This is a genomic window from Nocardioides sp. P5_E3 (assembly GCF_054049275.1).
On sequence record NZ_JBFUMR010000042.1, the window covers coordinates 1 to 16,221 of the forward strand.

Annotated in this window: 20 protein-coding genes; 14 read left to right on the forward strand and 6 right to left on the reverse strand. The window is 71.8% G+C overall.

The features are described from left to right. From ACXJKB_RS20735 to ACXJKB_RS20750, 4 genes are all read right to left on the reverse strand, one after another. Positions 1–719, reverse strand: a 719-nt coding sequence (locus ACXJKB_RS20735; RefSeq protein ID WP_457191770.1) for an acyl-CoA dehydrogenase family protein, incomplete at its 3' end; no start/stop codon positions are given. Next, positions 719–1,954: a CoA transferase gene (locus ACXJKB_RS20740; RefSeq protein ID WP_457191772.1), complete on the reverse strand. Its 1,236-nt coding sequence runs from the start codon at positions 1,952–1,954 to the stop codon at positions 719–721. The genes ACXJKB_RS20735 and ACXJKB_RS20740, both read right to left, overlap by 1 nt. Then, positions 1,954–2,940, reverse strand: coding sequence for a MaoC family dehydratase (locus ACXJKB_RS20745; protein WP_457191774.1), 987 nt, complete (start codon positions 2,938–2,940; stop codon positions 1,954–1,956). Before ACXJKB_RS20745 ends, ACXJKB_RS20740 begins: the two co-directional genes overlap by 1 nt. Continuing rightward, positions 2,937–3,806, reverse strand: a complete 870-nt coding sequence (locus ACXJKB_RS20750; protein WP_457191776.1) for an HpcH/HpaI aldolase/citrate lyase family protein — start codon at positions 3,804–3,806, stop codon at positions 2,937–2,939. The genes ACXJKB_RS20745 and ACXJKB_RS20750 overlap by 4 nt, the downstream gene beginning before the upstream one ends. Positions 3,807–3,885: 79 nt before the next feature. On the opposite strand from ACXJKB_RS20750, the gene ACXJKB_RS20755 reads away from it, so the two are divergent. From ACXJKB_RS20755 to ACXJKB_RS20775, 5 genes are all read left to right on the forward strand, one after another. Continuing rightward, the gene (locus ACXJKB_RS20755) at positions 3,886–4,770 is read left to right on the forward strand and encodes a LysR substrate-binding domain-containing protein (RefSeq protein WP_457191778.1); all 885 of its coding nucleotides are present in this window, start codon (positions 3,886–3,888) and stop codon (positions 4,768–4,770) included. A 74-nt stretch (positions 4,771–4,844) separates the two neighbouring features. Then, on the forward strand, positions 4,845–5,027 hold the full coding sequence (locus ACXJKB_RS20760; RefSeq protein WP_457191780.1) for a hypothetical protein: 183 nt from the start codon (positions 4,845–4,847) through the stop codon (positions 5,025–5,027). 15 nt (positions 5,028–5,042) lie between these two features. Next, positions 5,043–5,204, forward strand: coding sequence for a hypothetical protein (locus tag ACXJKB_RS20765; protein WP_457191782.1), 162 nt, complete (start codon positions 5,043–5,045; stop codon positions 5,202–5,204). 40 nt (positions 5,205–5,244) lie between these two features. After that, complete coding sequence (locus tag ACXJKB_RS20770) at positions 5,245–5,775, forward strand: TetR/AcrR family transcriptional regulator (protein ID WP_457191784.1); 531 nt, start codon at positions 5,245–5,247, stop codon at positions 5,773–5,775. Between the two features lie 44 nt (positions 5,776–5,819). Then, a complete protein-coding gene (locus tag ACXJKB_RS20775) occupies positions 5,820–6,635 on the forward strand; it encodes a DNA/RNA non-specific endonuclease (RefSeq protein ID WP_457191786.1) in 816 nt (271 codons plus the stop codon). Between the two features lie 27 nt (positions 6,636–6,662). On the opposite strand, the gene ACXJKB_RS20780 is transcribed toward ACXJKB_RS20775, so the two are convergent. Continuing rightward, a complete protein-coding gene (locus tag ACXJKB_RS20780) occupies positions 6,663–7,409 on the reverse strand; it encodes an IclR family transcriptional regulator (RefSeq protein ID WP_457191788.1) in 747 nt (248 codons plus the stop codon). Between the two features lie 71 nt (positions 7,410–7,480). Here ACXJKB_RS20780 and ACXJKB_RS20785 point away from each other — a divergent pair, with 71 nt between their 5' ends. Genes ACXJKB_RS20785 through pcaC form a run of 5 tightly spaced genes read left to right on the forward strand, consistent with a single transcriptional unit; the run spans position 7,481 to position 11,341 of the window. Then, complete coding sequence (locus ACXJKB_RS20785; RefSeq protein WP_457191790.1) at positions 7,481–8,686, forward strand: 4-hydroxybenzoate 3-monooxygenase; 1,206 nt, start codon at positions 7,481–7,483, stop codon at positions 8,684–8,686. After that, complete coding sequence (gene pcaH / locus ACXJKB_RS20790; RefSeq protein ID WP_457191792.1) at positions 8,671–9,456, forward strand: protocatechuate 3,4-dioxygenase subunit beta; 786 nt, start codon at positions 8,671–8,673, stop codon at positions 9,454–9,456. Before ACXJKB_RS20785 ends, pcaH begins: the two co-directional genes overlap by 16 nt. Continuing rightward, complete coding sequence (pcaG, locus tag ACXJKB_RS20795; protein ID WP_457191794.1) at positions 9,453–9,980, forward strand: protocatechuate 3,4-dioxygenase subunit alpha; 528 nt, start codon at positions 9,453–9,455, stop codon at positions 9,978–9,980. Before pcaH ends, pcaG begins: the two co-directional genes overlap by 4 nt. Beyond that, the gene (locus tag ACXJKB_RS20800) at positions 9,973–10,935 is read left to right on the forward strand and encodes a lyase family protein (RefSeq protein WP_457191796.1); all 963 of its coding nucleotides are present in this window, start codon (positions 9,973–9,975) and stop codon (positions 10,933–10,935) included. Before pcaG ends, ACXJKB_RS20800 begins: the two co-directional genes overlap by 8 nt. Before the next feature lie 28 nt (positions 10,936–10,963). Next, positions 10,964–11,341, forward strand: coding sequence for a 4-carboxymuconolactone decarboxylase (gene pcaC, locus ACXJKB_RS20805; RefSeq protein WP_457191798.1), 378 nt, complete (start codon positions 10,964–10,966; stop codon positions 11,339–11,341). 23 nt (positions 11,342–11,364) lie between these two features. On the opposite strand, the gene ACXJKB_RS20810 is transcribed toward pcaC, so the two are convergent. Continuing rightward, positions 11,365–12,345 (reverse strand): LacI family DNA-binding transcriptional regulator, encoded by a 981-nt coding sequence (locus ACXJKB_RS20810; protein WP_457191800.1) that lies wholly within the window; start codon positions 12,343–12,345, stop codon positions 11,365–11,367. A 77-nt stretch (positions 12,346–12,422) separates the two neighbouring features. Here ACXJKB_RS20810 and ACXJKB_RS20815 point away from each other — a divergent pair, with 77 nt between their 5' ends. Genes ACXJKB_RS20815 through ACXJKB_RS20830 form a run of 4 tightly spaced genes read left to right on the forward strand, consistent with a single transcriptional unit; the run spans position 12,423 to position 16,205 of the window. Next, on the forward strand, positions 12,423–12,989 hold the full coding sequence (locus tag ACXJKB_RS20815) for a TRAP transporter small permease (protein WP_457191802.1): 567 nt from the start codon (positions 12,423–12,425) through the stop codon (positions 12,987–12,989). Beyond that, positions 12,986–14,260 carry a TRAP transporter large permease gene (locus ACXJKB_RS20820; protein WP_457191804.1) on the forward strand — a complete coding sequence of 425 codons (1,275 nt, stop codon included), beginning with the start codon at positions 12,986–12,988 and terminating at the stop codon, positions 14,258–14,260. The genes ACXJKB_RS20815 and ACXJKB_RS20820 overlap by 4 nt, the downstream gene beginning before the upstream one ends. Next, on the forward strand, positions 14,257–15,168 hold the full coding sequence (locus tag ACXJKB_RS20825) for a shikimate dehydrogenase (RefSeq protein WP_457191806.1): 912 nt from the start codon (positions 14,257–14,259) through the stop codon (positions 15,166–15,168). The genes ACXJKB_RS20820 and ACXJKB_RS20825 overlap by 4 nt, the downstream gene beginning before the upstream one ends. Then, positions 15,168–16,205 (forward strand): DctP family TRAP transporter solute-binding subunit, encoded by a 1,038-nt coding sequence (locus ACXJKB_RS20830; RefSeq protein ID WP_457191808.1) that lies wholly within the window; start codon positions 15,168–15,170, stop codon positions 16,203–16,205. Before ACXJKB_RS20825 ends, ACXJKB_RS20830 begins: the two co-directional genes overlap by 1 nt. Positions 16,206–16,221: the final 16 nt, after the last annotated feature.

A 16,221-nucleotide genomic window follows, 5' to 3' on the forward strand; every position in this document is an offset into this window, starting at 1 on the left:
CCACCCAGCACCTGCTCGGCGGCGATCTGGTGGCCCTCGAGGATCAGCTCGGTCGTCTCGACGCCCTTGTAGCCCATCTTGTCGATCTTGCCCGGCACGGTGATCCCCTGGGCGGTCTGGCCGAACCCGGACTCCTTCTCCACCAGGAACGTCGTCATGTTCTTGTACACCGACTCCGCACCCTCGTCGGTCTTCGTGAGCACCGCGACCAGCGTCGAGGTGGCGCCGTTGGTCAGCCACATCTTCTGACCCGTGATGGAGTACGACCCGTCCTCGGCGCGAGTGGCCTTCGTGGACACCGCCGAGACGTCACTGCCGAGGCCGGGCTCGGACATGGAGAACGCGCCCCGCACCTCGCCGGTGGCCATCCGCGGCAGGTACTTCTGCTTCTGCTCGGGCGTGCCGTGCTGCAGGAGCATGTAGGCGACGATGAAGTGGGTGTTGATCACCCCCGACACGCTCATCCACCCACGGGCGATCTCCTCGACCACCAGCGCGTACGTCAACAACGACTCGCCCAGGCCGCCGAACTCTTCGGGGATCGTCAACCCGAACACCCCGAGCTCCTTGAGCCCCTCGATGATCTCGGTCGGGTACTCGTCGGCGTGCTCGAGCTCCTGGGCCACCGGGATGATCTGCTCGTCCACGAACTGCCGGACAGCCTTCAAGATCTCGGACTGGTCCTCGGAGAGGCCATCGGTCAGGCAGAGGCGAGGCATCAGCGTGCTCCGTTCATCGCAGGGGTGGGGGAGGTGGGGCGTACGACGCCGGCGTCGGCGAGCCGGCCGATCTCGAGGTCGCTCAGTCCGAGCACGTCGGCCAGCGCCCACTCGGTGTCGGAGCCGAAGGTCGGTGCGGGACGTGGGACGGCGTACGCCCGGTCCCAGCGCAGCGGCGACGTGCCGGTGAGCATGGGGCTGCCGCCCTGCTCGACCTCCACGAGGACGGCGGACTCGTCGCCGCGCCGGTACGCGTCGACGACCTCCTTGGGCGAACGGAACTCGCCGACCATCACCCGGCTGTCCGCAGCGGCGGCGGTGACCTCGGCAGCGGTGCGGGCCGCGAACCACGGTGCGAGCACGGCCTCGATGATCGCGCGGTGCTCGAACCGCTGTCCCTCGACGGACAGGTCCGCGCCGGTGCTGGCGGCGAGCGCGTCGAAGACGGCGCCGGTCCCGGTGAGCCGCACGAGGTCGCCCCACTGCTGGCGGGTGATGGCGACCGCGATGACACGGCGGCCGTCGGCGCACGCGAAGTCCACGCCGAACGCGCCGAACATGTGGTTGCCCAGCCGGGGCCGGTCGTGGCCGCGCTCGGCCGCCTCGGCCAGCCAGCCGAGGTGGGCGACGTGCGCGGCGGCGACGTCGGCCAGGGCCAGGTCGATCCGGGACCCGACCCCGTCCTGGCGCCGGCGGTGCAGACCGGCCAGCAGCCCCGAGACGGCGAGGAGGCCGGTGGCGATGTCCCACGCGGGCAGCACGTGGTTGACCGGGCGCTCGCTGTCGACGTGCCGGGTGAGCATCGGCACGCCGTAGAGGGGGTTGACCGCGTAGTCCATGGCCGGGCGTCCGTCCGGGTGGCCCTGGATGTGCACGTGCACCAGGTCCGCTCGCCGAGCGCTCAGCGCCTCGTACGAGAGGAAGTCCCGGCCGATCGTGTTGTCGACGAACAGCCCGGCGTCCTCACCGGGCGCCGTGATCAGCGCGCTCGCCAGCTCCTGCCCCTCGGGGCTCCGGAAGTCCAGCGCGACCGACCGCACGCCCTTGTTGAGCCCGGACCAGAACAGGCTGTGGCCCTTGCGGTCGAGCGGCCAGCGACCTGCGTCGGCGGGACCGGACGCCGGGTCGAGGCGGATCACCTCGGCGCCGAGCTGGGCGAGGGTCATCCCGGCCAGGGGCCCGGCGACGAAGCTGGTCGTCTCGACCACCCGGAGGCCGGCGAGCGGCGCACTCATCAGCACCACCCCGAGAAGCGCCAGTCGAGAACGGGTCGCGGGTCGCCACCATCCGTCGCGTCTGCGGTGACGACGGAGCGGAGGTCGACGACGCGCGTGACTCCCGGCCCGGGACGTACGTCCTCGACGGTGACGGTGCTGCGCAGGGTGTCGCCCTCGTGCACCGGACCGGTGTGGTCGCAGGAGCGCCACCCGAGGATCGTGACGAGGCCCGGGAGCGCGCGGCTCGCCTGGGCGGCGGCGATGCCGATGGTGTGGCCCCCGTAGACCAGCCGCTGTCCGCCGCCGGCACGCGCGTCGTGGTGCACCTGCGCGACGTTGAGGGTCAGGCGCGCCAGCTCGGGAGCGCTGCTCACCACGTCGCCGCCGACCACCTCGATCGTGGTCCCGACCGCAGGCGGGGCGGGGCGCTCCGGGAGGGCGCTGACATCTAGCCCTTCGAGCATGGCGAGGGGGACGTCGGTCCCCGAGCCGATCGACGAGAGGTCGTCGGCGTGGTCGGTGGGCGGGGCGCCGGGGGAGAGGGGGAGCATCGCGCACCGGTGGAAGTCGAGGACGGGTACGCCGTCCTGGTCGACGGTCGTGATGCGGAGGGCGGCCAGACCGGTCAGCGGCTTCCCCTCGCGCGGGGTGTTCTGCTTGAGGCCGACGACGGTGGTGGTCGTGGACAACGTGTCGCCCAGCGCCGGCAGCCGCCGGAAGACCAGCCCGCGGTAGAAGAGGTTCGCCCGCACGAAGTGGGTGGCCTGCGTCGACTGCCCGATGCAGGTGTCCCAGACGTACGCCGGGTGGGCGAGCGGGCCTCGCCCGCCGAGGCGTCGGCCGAGCTCGTGGTCGGTCGCGAGCGGGAGCCGGTCACCGACGATCGCCTGGTGCAGGGCGGCACCGCCGGAGGTCAGCGTGGCCGCCGGGGCGGAGTCGAAGACCTGACCGCTGTGGAGCTCGTCGAACCAGGGGCCGCGCGCGTGGGCCGTGGGGGTGCTCATCGCAGGGCCTCCGCCCGCGCCAGCACCGCGCGCGCCTGGACCGCCACGGCCTCGTCGAGCATCTGCCCGTCGACGGCCACGGCCCCGGCGCCGCCGGCCACGGAGTGCTCCAGAGAGGACACGACCCGCTCCGCCCAGTCGAGCTGCTCGGCCGACGGGCTGTAGGTCCGGGTCGCCGCCTCGACCTGCGCGGGGTGGATCACCCAGGTGCCGTCGAACCCCAGCGCCCGGGCCCGCTCCCGGTCACGGGTGAACGCATCGTCGGCGGCGGTGCCGAGCCACGGTCCGTCGATCACCGCACGGCCGGCCGCCCGCGCGGCGACGACCACCTGGTGGCGTACGACGTCCCACAGCGTCGGGTCCGCGCCCGGGTCGCGGCCGAGGTCGGCCGCGAGGTCGGCGTAGCCCACGACGACCGCCCGCACCAGCGAGCTGGCCGCGACGATGGCCCCGAGGTCCCGGAGCGCGGGAGCGGACTCGACCAGCACGTCGACCTGGACGCGCGCACCGGGGGCGGCACCCCGGAGCAGTCGCTCCACGAAGCCGACGTCGGCTGCCGACTCCACCTTGGGCACCACGAGCGTGACCGACCGGCCGTCGCGGGCAAGTGCGTCGGCGACGGCGAGGACGTCGCGGTGGCACCAGGGGGTGCCGATCTGGTTGATCCGGACGGCGAGCGACGGGGCTGCGTCGCCCTCGAGGACCTCGACCACCGCCGCACGGGCGGCGTCCTTGGCCTCGGGCGCCACGGCGTCCTCGAGGTCGAGCACCACCTCGTCCGCCCCGGAGGCCAGCGCCTTCGCGACCATCCGCGGGTGCGAGGCGGGCACGACGAGCGCGCAGCGGGGGATCGAGGGATGGGACATGCGGTCGAACCTAGGCGTGACCCAGTGATACGCGGAAGTATCCATTTTCAAGTGACTAGAACCCTGCAAGTATGAGTGGATGGAACTGCGCCACCTCCGCTACTTCGTCGCCGTCGCCGAGCAGCGGCACTTCGGACGGGCCGCCGAACGCCTCCACATGGCGCAGCCGCCGCTGTCGCAGCAGATCCGCCAGCTCGAGGCCGAGCTCGGCGTCACCCTCCTGACCCGCACGACGCGGCGCGTGGACCTGACCCCGGCGGGAGCGGCCTACCTCGACCACGCCCGCGAGATCCTCGCCGCGGTCGACGAGGCCGGCGCCGTCGCCGCCCGCATCGCCGCCGGCCGCACCGGCCGGCTGATGGTCGGCTGCGTCGGCTCGGCGACGTACTCGCTGCTCCCGGCGCTGGCCAAGCGGATGCGTGCCGAGCTGCCCGACGTCGACTTCGGCTTCCGCGGGGAGATGCTCTCGCCCGACCAGGTGGCCGCCCTGCACGACGGGTCGCTCGACCTGGCGCTGCTCCGCCGGCTGCCCGACACCGCCGGGCTCACGGTGACCGACGTACGCCATGAGCGCCTGATCGTGGCGCTGCCGCAGGAGCACAGGTACGCCGACCGCAAGCGGCTGCGGGTCGCCGAGCTGGCCGACGAGGGGCTGATCATCCATGCGGGCAACGGTCGCTCGGCGATGCACACGCTGGTCCACGACCTGTTCGCCGCCGCCGACCTCGAGCTCCAGGTCGTGCACCAGGTCGCGGAGACCTCGACGCTCGTCACCTTCGTCGCAGCAGGGCTCGGCATCGCGGTCGTGCCGGAGCCGACGTCGGACCTCAACGTGCCGGGAGTGGTCTACGTCCCGCTCGTCGGCACGCCCGGCGTCGACCTCGTGGTGGCCACCCGCGAGGGCGACGCGAACCCGGTGCTCGCGCGAGCCCTGGCCCGGTTGAAGGAGCTGGCCGAGGCCTGACCCTTGGACAGATACGCTACGATGGACGTATCGATAGTATGAGGGCCCGGCAACGGCCCGGGAAGAGGTGGCACATGGGTGTCGAAGTGGTCGTGTTCATCGTTGCGGCGTCGATCGCGGGCGGGCTGTCGATGGGCGCCGTCACGTGGATCTACTTCCTCGACAAGTGGCGGGCGGACCCGGAGCAGTCGTCGACGCCGCCGGCGCCCTCTGTCTTTTCGCAGCCCGGCGACCGCCGGCTCGACGAGGCTGCGTGAGCGGGGATGCACCCAGTGCTCGTCCTGCTCGCGTTCACCCTCGCCGCCGTGGTGACGTACGTCCTCGTCCTCGGGCTGCTCACGGCGCTGTCGATCCCCAAGCCCGACCCGGCGCCGGAGATCGACGGCGAGCCCGCCTCGGACCCAGCCGCGCGAGGTGAGCATGCCCGACACTGACGGGACGGCTTCCCGACCCGGGCGACCACGTGCGGCGTCGGTGGACCAGCGCCTCCAGGCCGCCGTCCTCGCGCTCCTCCGCGAGGGCGGACCCAGCTCCGTCACCATGGACCGCGTGGCAGCCACGTCGGGCGTCGCCAAGACCACCATCTACCGCCGCCACCCCAACCGCGGCGAGCTGCTGACGGCCGTCCTGTCGGCGGCGATCGGCCTGCCGGACGTGCCCGACGAGGGCGACGTCCGCGACAAGATCCGCTACGCGCTCGAGCAGGCGTGGCACCAGATGGGCGTGGTCCTGGGACCGGGTGGTCTCGCCGCGATCGTGGGCGACAGTGACCCGGAGTTCACGGGGCTGTTCCGCGCTGCGCTGCAGCCCTACGTCGACAACCTCGTCCGGCGGATCCAGGAGGACGTCGACGCCGGCCTCCTGCGGGAAGGTCTCGACGCCGAGGGCGTGGTGAGCCTGCTGGTCGGTGCCTACCTCGGCGAGCTCGTCCGCCACGGCGAGGTGTCGCCGGAGTGGATGGACCGGGCGCTCGAGCTCCTGTGGGTGCTCATGGCACCCGCCTGAGCGCAGCGCTGACGCCTGTCGCAGGTGTGCGCGAGACTGCGGACATGGCTGATCTCGGGTACGACCCCCGGTTCCTCGACACCGACCTCGCACCGCCGCAGGCGCCCGCGCCCGGGCCGGGCGAGGACCCCGCCCTCGCGACGCCGCTCGACTACGTGCACTTCACGGTCCGCATGCACCCCGAGCGCCGGCTGGCGTGGTGGGTCGCGTGGAACATCGACGGCCTGCGCCTGTTCCCCGGCGACAGCATCAGCCGCTCGGGCCAGCGCTTCCGGCTCGACCCCCGCATCCCGGCCGACGCACAGACCGGGGAGGAGGTCTACGCCGACAACGACCTCGACCGCGGCCACATCGCGCGCCGTTCCGACCTGTTGTGGGGCACCCTCGACGAGGCGAAGCAGGCCAACTCCGACTCGTTCCACTTCACCAACATCACGCCGCAGCACCAGGACTTCAACCAGTCCGGTCGCGGTGGGGTCTGGGGCCTGCTCGAGAACGCCGTGCTGGAGCTCGAGGGCCTCGAGGACCGGCGCCTGACCCTGTTCGGCGGGCCCGTGCTCGCCCCGGACGACCCGCCCTACCGGGGCGTCCAGCTGCCGGTCGAGCACTGGAAGGTCGTCGTCTACCGGCTCGGCGGACAGCTGCGCGCGAAGGCGTTCGTGCTGACCCAGAACCTCGACGGCATCGAGGGCGCCGTGCCCGACTTCCTCGACGACTTCGACACCTGGCTCGTCCCGCTCGACCTGCTCGAGGAGCGCACCGGCCTGACGTTCCCGAGCCTGCGGGAGGCCGTCGAGCCCGACGAGCTCCGGCCCGCCGGTCCGGTCCTCGTCACGGATGCCGAGCAGGTCGCCTGGTAGGCAGCAGCGCCGGTCGATCGTCTGAGCTCACCGTGCGAGGCGCGTGATCCCCGCCGCCGCGACCGAGAGGGCCGCCACGAGCCGCTCCCGGTCGCGGCGCAGCGACGGCACCACGATGCCGAGCGAGGCCACGACGTCGCCGTCGCCGTCGCGCACCGGCACGGCGACGGAGCAGGCGCCCAGCGTCAGCTCCTCCCGGGTGGTCGCGAAGCCGTCGCGTCGGACCCGCTCGAGCTGGCGGGCCAGGGTGCCCGGCGTGACGATCGTGTACGGCGTCAGCGGCCGCAGGTCGGCCAGCACCCGCTGCTGCACCTCCGCCGGGGCGTGCGCGAGCAGCACCTTGCCGACTCCGGTCGCGTGCATCGGCAGCCGCGAGCCGACCCTGCTCACCACCGGCACCGAGGTGATGCCGGAGAGCCGGTCGAGGTAGAGGACCCGGTGGCCGTCGCGCTCTGCGAGGTGCACCGTCGCGCGGGTGGCCGCCTGGAGGTCCTGGAGAAACGGTGCGGCGACCTCGCGAAGCCCGGTCTGCACCGGCGCGAGCAGGCCGATGTCCCACAGGCGCCGGCCGATGACGTACGAGCCGTCGTCGGTGCGCTCCAGCGCCCCGGCGGCCAGCAGGCGTCGGACGATCCGCAGCGTCGTGGGCGGGGTCAGGCCGCTGCGCGCGGCCAGCCGGGTCAGCGTCAGCCGCCGGTGGCCCTCGTCGAAGGCGCCGAGCACGTCGAGGGTGCGGTCGACCAGCGACGCACCGGGAGCGGAGCCACCTGCCATGTGCGCAGCCTATTCCACTGAGTGACATCCGGGTGGTGACGCGACCACAGCCACCTCCTAGCGTCCGACCCATGACCATGACCATGACCCGCACGCAGGTCGCGATCGTCGGCGGCGGCCCCGCGGGGCTGACGCTGTCGCACCTGCTGCACCGCGCGGGCATCGAGTGCGTCGTGGTCGACAACCGCACGGTCGAGGAGATCCGCACGACCCACCGCGCCGGCATCCTCGAGCGCGACAGCGTGCGGCTGCTCGCCGAGACGGGCGTCTACGCGAGCGGCCACGAGCGGGTGATCACCCACGGCGACCGGCACGGCGGCATCTACCTGCGCTTCGGCGGCGAGAGCCACCACATCAACTTCGAGGAGCTGGTCGGCGCCTCGGTGTGGCTCTACCCGCAGACCGACGTCTTCGTCGACCTCCACGCCGCCCGCACCCGTGACGGCGGCGACCTGCGCTTCGGGATCACCGACACGGCCGTGCACGACCTCGACTCCGACCGGCCGCGGGTGACGTACGTCGATGGCGACGGGCGGGCGCACGAGGTGAGCGCCGACCTCGTCGTGGGAGCCGACGGCTCCCGCTCGATCTGTCGCGACCACGTGGAGGGGCGGAGCCGCTACGTCCGGGAGTACCCGTTCGCCTGGTTCGGGATCCTGTGCGAAGCGCCCCGCTCGGCCCCCGAGCTGATCTACACGCGCTCGGACCGGGGCTTCGCGCTGATCAGCCAGCGCACCGACACCGTGCAGCGGATGTACTTCCAGTGCGACCCGGGCGAGGACGCGAACGCCTGGTCCGACGACCGGATCTGGAGCGAGCTGCACGCGCGGCTGGCCGGGCCCGATGAATTCGAGCTCGAGGAGGGCCCGGTGATCGAGCGGACCGTGCTGCCGTTCCGCTCCTTCGTCCAGACCCCGATGCGCAGCGGCCGGCTGCTGCTCGCCGGCGACGCCGCGCACACCGTGCCGCCCACCGGCGCCAAAGGGCTGAACCTCGCCCTGGCCGACACCCGCGTGCTGGCCGAGGTCGTCGAGCGCGCCATCGGCACGGGCGACCTCGACGTGCTGGACGCCTACACCGATCGCGCCCTGCAACGGGTGTGGAGGGCGCAGCACTTCTCCTACTGGATGACCACGATGCTCCACCGGGCGCCGGGCCAGCAGGAGCACCGGGACTTCGATGAGCTCCGCCAGCTCGGCGAGCTCACCAGCCTGGTCTCGTCCGAGGCCGGTGCCACCTACCTCGCGGAGGGATACACCGGATGGCCGACAGCATGACCGGGCTGCAGCCCCAAGACGCCATCGACAAGGAGATGCAGGTCATCTCGGAGTCGTACGCCGCCGGGGACGGGGTCGAGACACAGCCGCGGCGGGACTACGCGCCGTACCGCTCCTCGACGCTGCGGCACCCGACGAAGGATCTCCAGCAGGCCGACCCCGAGGGGATCGAGCTCTGGGCGCCGGTGTTCGGCGCACGCGACGTCGGCGAGCTCGAGTCGGACCTGACGATCCAGAAGGGCGGCGAGCCGGTGGGGGAGCGGATGGTCGTCACGGGCCGCGTCCTCGACGGCGAGGGGCGGCCGGTACGCCACCAGCTCGTGGAGGTCTGGCAGGCCAACGCCGGCGGGCGCTACATCCACCAGCGCGACCAGCACCCGGCGGCACTCGATCCGCACTTCACCGGAATGGGGCGCTGCCTCACCGACGCCGACGGCACCTACCGGTTCACCACCATCAAGCCCGGCCCCTACCCGTGGAAGAACCACCACAACGCCTGGCGGCCGGCGCACATCCACTTCTCCCTCTTCGGCACCGACTTCACCCAGCGCCTGGTGACCCAGATGTACTTCCCGGGCGACCCGCTCTTCGACCTCGACCCGATCTACCAGTCCATCGTCGACCCGCGCGCCCGCATGCGCCTGGTGGCGGCCTACGACCACGACGTGACGCAGCACGAGTGGGCCACCGGCTATCGGTGGGACATTGTGCTGACGGGGTCGCACCGCACCCCGCTCGAACAGGACGCTGCCGAGGAGGACCACGCGTGACCCCCATCCCGACTCCCGGCCAGACGGTGGGACCGTTCTTCCACTACGCGCTGCCCTACGACGGCGACAGTGAGCTGGTGCCGCGGGGCGCCGCAGGCGCGGTGCGCCTGCACGGCACGGTCCGCGACGGCGCGGGCGAGCCGGTGCCCGACGCCATCCTCGAGCTCTGGCAGGCCGACGCGGCCGGTCAGGTCGTGCAGCAGTCGGGCTCGCTGCACCGCGACGGCCGGACCTTCACCGGCTTCGGCCGGAGCGCGACCGACGCGGAGGGGCGCTACTCCTTCACCACCCTGGTGCCAGGGGAGTCGGCGCCGTTCTTCGCGATCACCGTCTTCGCGCGCGGGCTGCTCCACCGGCTCTTCACGCGTGCCTACCTGCCGGGTGCGTCGGATGCGTTCCTCGACGGGCTCGACGCGGACCGTCGGTCGACCCTCGTGGCCACCGCCGACGGGTCAGGCTTCCGCTTCGACGTACGCCTCCAGGGCGAGGACGAGACCGTCTTCCTCGACTTCGGCGATGAGTGACCTGTTCTGGCCCGGCGACCGCCGGGCGGGCGACGTGTTCACCGACGAGGCGTTCGTGGCGGCAATGGTGGCGGTCGAGTCGGCCTGGGCGGGCACCTCCCTCGGGGGCCCGGACGGTCCGTTCGATGCGGAGGCCGGCGGCAACGCGGTCATCCCGCTCGTCTCCGCGCTGCGTGAGGCCAACCCCGGGGTGGACGTGCACACCGGGCTCACGTCGCAGGACGTGCTCGACACGGCGATGGTGCTGATGCTGCGGGACGCCGTGGGTGCCGTGCGCTCGCATCTGTCCTCTGCGTCATCGGCGCTCGACCGGCTCGCGGCCGCGCACGGGGAGGCGCCGATGATCGGCCGGACGCTCACGCAGTGGGCGCGGCCGATCACGTTCGGGCACAAGGTCTCGGCGTGGCGCTCCGGCCTGTCCGGCGCCTCCGACGACCTGACCGCGCTGGCCTTTCCCGCACAGTGCGGGGGACCGGTCGGCACCGTGCGGGACGACCGCCTGGCCACCCGGCTCGGCCTGGACGACGTACCGGCCTGGCACACCGACCGCCGGCCGATCACCCGCATCGCCGACGCCCTGACGGCGACGACCGGAGCGTGCGGACGGATCGCGCGCGACGTGCTCGAGCTCTCGCGACCCGAGATCGGAGAGGTCGAGGAGTCCTCCGGCGGCGGGTCGTCGTCCATGCCGCACAAGGCCAACCCGGTCCTGTCCGTGCTCGTCCGGCGGGCCGCCCTGACCGCGCCCCAGCTGCTCGCGACCCTCCACCTGTGTGCCGCCGACCAGGTCGACGAGCGCGCCGACGGTGCGTGGCACGCCGAGTGGGACACGCTGCGCCTGCTGGTCCGGCGTACCGCCGTCGCCACGAGCCAGACCGCAGACCTGATCGCCGGGCTGCAGGTGCACCCGGACCGGATGGCCGACAACCTCGCTGCTGCCGAAGCGGCCCGCTGACCCACGCTCGATCCCACCTGGAGGTGGCATGACGAAGTACGACGACGGCATGGCCGTGCGCCGCGAGGTGCTCGGCGACGAGCACGTCGACCGCGCGACCGACCGGATCACCGACCTGGACCGCGACTTCCAGACCATGATCACGGAGTACGCCTGGGGCACGGTGTGGACCCGTCCCGGCCTCGACCGGCGCACCCGCTCGCTGATCACGATCACCGCGCTCGTCGCCAGGGGTCACCACGAGGAGCTGGCGATGCACCTGCGCGCCGCACGCCGCAACGGGGTGACGGTGGAGGAGATCGGCGAGACCCTGCTGCAGAGCGCGATCTATTGCGGCGTACCGGACGCGAACACCGCGTTCCGGATCGCCCGCGAGGTGTTCGCAGGCGGGCGCGACGACGACTGAGGCCCGGCGACGACCGGCACCTCCTACGCGGCCCCGGTGGACCCGCGCAGCACGAGCTCGGTGGGCAGGACGACGGACGGGTGGTCGTCGTTCGCCCGGGCGTCGGCGGTGAGCAGCAGCTCGACGGCGACCCGCCCGAGGTCCACGTGGGCGCCGCCGAGCGTGGTGAGCCCGGGGGTGCACACGTCGGCGGCGAAGATGTTGTCGAACCCCACGACGCTGACGTCGGCGGGCACTCGTAGGCCCCGTTGCGTGAGGCGCTGGATGACGCCGATCGCGAGCAGGTCGTTGTGGGCGACGATCGCCGACGCGCCGTCGTTCAGGGCGCCGTCCGCGGCTGCCCCGCCCTGGCTGACCTTCGGGGTGAACGGTCCGATCCGGCGAGCGGTGGTTCCGGCTCCCTCAGCCGCCTCCTTCAGGGCAGCCCAGCGGGTGGCAGCCATCCAGGAGTTGCGTGGTCCGGCGAGGTAGACGAGCTCGCGGTGGCCCAGCGAGGAGAGGTGGGCGACGATCTGCCGGCACCCCTCGACGTGGTCCAGCACGACGCTGGCGAGCCCGGGCACCTCCCGGCTCATGAGGACCACTGGACGCTGGTCCGCGATCTGCCTCAGGTTCTCGTCCGGCAGCCGGCTCGCTGCGAGGAGGAATCCGTCGACGGCCGGCGCGAGTCGCTGGATCTGCTCCCACTCCATCCGCGGCGACTCCTCCGCGTTCACGAGGAGCAGCGTGTACTCCGACATGCGGGCCCGCATCTCGGCGCCCCGGATCAGCTCGAAGTAGTGCGGGTTGGTGATGTCAGAGACCACCATGGCCACGGTGTGGTGGCGGCCTGACAGCAGCGCCCGTGCATGAGGGTTGGGCCGGTAGCCGAGCTCGGCCGCGCTGGCCAGCACCCGTTCACGGGTCTCGGTCGAGACCCTCCCGGGGTTGGTGAAGGCGCGCGAGACGGTCGAGGTGGCGACGCCCGCAGCGGTCGCGACGTCGTAGATGGTGGGTCGGGCCACGAGGACAGGACAACGTACGTGGCAACTCGATGGCAACCCCTTGCCGCATGTTTGCCGCACTCCGTAACTTCGCCGCTGTGACGACCATCACCAAGGACGGCCGAGGCGACCGGCGCATGCCGGCGTGGCTGAGGCGAGTGGCACGGGTGCTCACCGCCGTGGAGCTGACGATCGGTGTCGCCGCGCTGGTGCTGATCTTCGGCCTGGTGCTGGTCCAGGCGGCGCAGCGCTACCTCCCGATCGACGGATGGCCGTGGAGCGGGGAGCTCGCCAGGTTCTGCCTGGTCTGGCTCACCTTCGTCCTCGCCGGCGTCCTGGTCACCAACGACTCCCACATCTCCATCGAGATGATCGACCTCGTCCCGGGCGACCTCGTGCGGCGGGTCGTCCGCGTCGTCTCCTGCCTCGTCGTCGCGTTGATCGGTGTCGTCCTGTGCGCGGAGGCGTGGGAGCTCGTGCAGACCCAGGACATGCTCAAGTCGCCGGCGATGCGGATGCCGATGTCCTGGCTCTACGGCATCTCGATGATCGGCTTCGTCAGCGTGGTGGTCCGCTCGCTGATCGCCGCCGTGGACTACGCCGTGCACGGCGTTCCCGAACCGACGTACGACGACCTGGCGACCCACGAGATGCCCACGGCATGAGCGTCCTCGTCCTCTGCCTCTTGATCGCCGCGCTGCTGGTGATCCGTGTCCCGGTCGCGTTCGCGTTCTTCGGCCCCTGCTTCCTCTACATGATGACGAGCGACCAGTCCGTGGGCCTGGCCCTGAGGCTGGTGTCCAACTCGACGGCGAGCTTCCCGCTCCTCGCGGTGCCGCTCTTCATCCTTCTCGGCTCGATCGCCAACAAGGCGGGCATCGCCGACCGGCTCTTCGACTTCGCACTCGCGCTGCTCGGCCGGGTGCGCGGCAGCCTCGGCTACGTCAGCGTCGGTGTCAGCCTCGGCTTCTCGTGGATGAGCGGCTCCGCGGTGGCGGACGCGGCCGCGCTCGGCAAGGTCGAGATCCCGGCCATGCTGCGCGCCGGCTACTCGCGTCCGTTCGCGCTCGGGGTCGTGGGCTCGTCCTCCCTGATCGCCCCGGTGATGCCGCCGAGCATCCCGGCAGTCATCTACGCCGGCCTGGCCGGCATCTCGACCGGGGCGCTCTTCGCAGCCTCGGTGGTGCCGGCCCTCCTGATGGCCATCGGCCTGTGCATCGTGGTGTTCCTGTGGGTGCGGCGGATGCCCGACCTGCCGAGGACCGAGTTCAGCTGGAGCCGGGTGGCGACCACCGGCCGTCGCGTGATCGCGCCGCTCGGTGCGCCGGTGATCATCCTCGGCGGGATCCTCGGAGGATTCGTCACGCCCACCGAGGCGGCGGCCGTCGGTGCCCTCTACATGCTCCTCCTCGGATTCGCCCTCCGCACCCTGCACCTGCGTGACCTGCCGAAGGTGTTCATCGAGGCCGCGCTCACCACCGGCAGCATCATGCTGATCGTCGCGTCGGCCAACCTGCTGGGCTACGTCCTCGCCCGCGAACGGGTCCCCCAGGAGATCTCCCAGTGGATGCTCGGCCTGACGAGCGACGCCACCGTCTTCCTCCTCCTGGTCTTCGCGTTGTCGATGGTGCTGGGCACGGCACTCGACGCGATCGCCGTGCTCACGCTGACCGTCCCCATCCTGCTGCCGATCGCGGCGCAGTACGACGTGGACCCGATCGCGCTCGGCGTGCTGATGATCCTGTCGCAGATGATCGGGCTGCTGACGCCGCCGGTGGGCACGGTCATCTTCGTCCTGCAGGCCATCACCAAGGCCAGGATGGCGGAGGTCTTCTGGGGCTCGCTGCCCTTCCTCGTGCCGCTGACGCTCCTCTGCTTCGCGATCATCTTCTGGCCGGACGTGATCCTCTACCTGCCCGAGAAGCTGGGCCWGTGAGCGCGCCGGACCGGCGTTCGTGGCTCGCCGGCCTCATCGGGCAGGGCGTCGGACCGTCGCTGACGCCCGAGATGCACGAGCGGGAGGCCGAGCGCCAGGGTCTGCGCTACGTCTACAAGGTCATCGAGCAGGCCGGCGGAGTCGTGGACGCCGCTCACCTCGAGCACCTCCTCGGCGCCGCGATCGAGCTGGGCTACGACGGCCTCAACATCACCCACCCGGTGAAGCAGGCGATGGTGCCGCTCGTCGACGAGACGGCCCCCGCGGTCCAGGCGATCGGCGCGCTCAACACGATCATCATCCGCGACGGACGGACGACCGGGCACAACACCGACGTCACCGGGTTCAAGCGGTCCTTCACCGACGGGCTGCCGGACGTCGACCGCGACCGCGTGGTGCTGCTCGGCGCGGGCGGGGCCGGCACTGCGGTGGCACACGCGCTCGTCGACCTGGGCGTACGCCGACTCCTCGTCGTGGACCTCGACCACGAACGTGCTGCCCGGCTCGCGGCCTCGCTGGACGACCGCCCGACCGACATCGAGATCGTGCAGCCGACCGAGGGATGGCTGCGGGCGGCCGTGGGCATGGCCACGGGTCTGGTCAACGCCAGCCCCATGGGCATGGCCGCCCACCCCGGGTCGCCGGTCCCGGACGAGGTGCTCCGGCCTTCGCTGTGGGTGGCTGACATCGTCTACCGGCCGCTCCACACACCTCTCCTGGACGCCGCCGCGGCGGCCGGGTGCACCGTCCTGACGGGCGCCGGGATGGCCGTGCACCAGGCCGCCGACGCCTTCGAGCTGATCACCGGCCGGCCCGCCGACCGCGCCGCGATGCTGCGCGACTTCGACGAGCTCGTCGCGACCGAGACGAGCCGCTCTCGGACCACCACTGAGAAAAGGAATCGATGATGGCACCTCGCACGAAGGGAAGGAGCGCGGCCCTCGCAGCCTGCGTCGTCGCGCTAACGATGTTCCTCGCCGCCTGTGGTGGCGACGACGAAGACGAAGGCGGCGGGTCCGGGGAGTCCGGCGGGGACGCCACCCTGCAGCTGGCCCACAGCTACACCGAGGACCAGCCGCAGCACCGCTGCGGGGCGCAGGTCATCGCCGACGAGGTCGAGAAGGCCGACGTCGGGATGTCGATCGAGATCTTCTCCTCGAGCCAGCTCGGAGCGGACGCCGACCGGATCGCCTCGGTGGTCTCCGGCGACATCGACATGGACATCCAGGGCGCATCCGCGCTGGGCGCCATCTACGAGCAGGTGTCCGTGCTCGACGCGGCGTACGCCTTCGACGACAGCGACCACCTCGCTCGCTACTTCGACAGCGACGCCGCCGATGAGCTGCTGCAGGGGTTCGAGGAGGAGACCGGCGTGCACACCCTGGGCGCGTGGTCTGCCGGCATGCGTGAGTTCACCGCCAACGAGCCGATCCGTGAGCCGGGTGACCTCGACGGCCTGCGGATGCGTTTCCCCAACTCCCCGCAGTTCCTCATGAACGCCAAGGCGCTGGGCGCCGACGCCACCGAGGTGGCCTACGAGGAGCTGTTCCTCGCCCTCCAGCAGGGCACGGTCGACGGGCAGGAGAACCCGATCACCAACATCGCGGCCAGCAGCCTCCAGGACGTCCAGGACTACATCTCGATGTCGGACCATCAGGCGAACTCCAACCTGGTGATCATCGGGGGCGACTCATGGTCGGGCCTCAGCTCCGAGCAGCAGGACGCCCTGACGTCCGCGGTCGAGGCGGCGGAGGAGCAGGTCCCGGAGTGCGTGGCCGAGGACGAGGAGGCCACGCTCGCCGAGTGGGAGGAGAGCGGCGACATGAAGGTCGTCGACGACGTCGACGTCGAGGCCTTCCGCAGCCAGGCCGACGCCTACCTCCGCGACAACTTCGACGAGGACCAGCTGGCGGTCTACGAAGGCGTCCGCGGCGAGGCCGAGTGACGACGGGCGTGACAGG

Bases quoted from the DNA above. Each gene is read 5' to 3' on its own strand.
- ACXJKB_RS20740 (WP_457191772.1), bottom strand. From the start codon at position 1,954: ATGAGTGCGCCGCTCGCCGGCCTCCGGGTGGTCGAGACGACCAGCTTC.
- ACXJKB_RS20745 (WP_457191774.1), bottom strand. From the start codon at position 2,940: ATGAGCACCCCCACGGCCCACGCGCGCGGCCCCTGGTTCGACGAGCTC.
- ACXJKB_RS20750 (WP_457191776.1), bottom strand. From the start codon at position 3,806: ATGTCCCATCCCTCGATCCCCCGCTGCGCGCTCGTCGTGCCCGCCTCG.
- ACXJKB_RS20755 (WP_457191778.1), top strand. From the start codon at position 3,886: ATGGAACTGCGCCACCTCCGCTACTTCGTCGCCGTCGCCGAGCAGCGG.
- ACXJKB_RS20760 (WP_457191780.1), top strand. From the start codon at position 4,845: ATGGGTGTCGAAGTGGTCGTGTTCATCGTTGCGGCGTCGATCGCGGGC.
- ACXJKB_RS20775 (WP_457191786.1), top strand. From the start codon at position 5,820: ATGGCTGATCTCGGGTACGACCCCCGGTTCCTCGACACCGACCTCGCA.
- ACXJKB_RS20780 (WP_457191788.1), bottom strand. From the start codon at position 7,409: ATGGCAGGTGGCTCCGCTCCCGGTGCGTCGCTGGTCGACCGCACCCTC.
- ACXJKB_RS20785 (WP_457191790.1), top strand. From the start codon at position 7,481: ATGACCATGACCATGACCCGCACGCAGGTCGCGATCGTCGGCGGCGGC.
- pcaH (WP_457191792.1), top strand. From the start codon at position 8,671: ATGGCCGACAGCATGACCGGGCTGCAGCCCCAAGACGCCATCGACAAG.
- ACXJKB_RS20800 (WP_457191796.1), top strand. From the start codon at position 9,973: ATGAGTGACCTGTTCTGGCCCGGCGACCGCCGGGCGGGCGACGTGTTC.
- pcaC (WP_457191798.1), top strand. From the start codon at position 10,964: ATGACGAAGTACGACGACGGCATGGCCGTGCGCCGCGAGGTGCTCGGC.
- ACXJKB_RS20830 (WP_457191808.1), top strand. From the start codon at position 15,168: ATGGCACCTCGCACGAAGGGAAGGAGCGCGGCCCTCGCAGCCTGCGTC.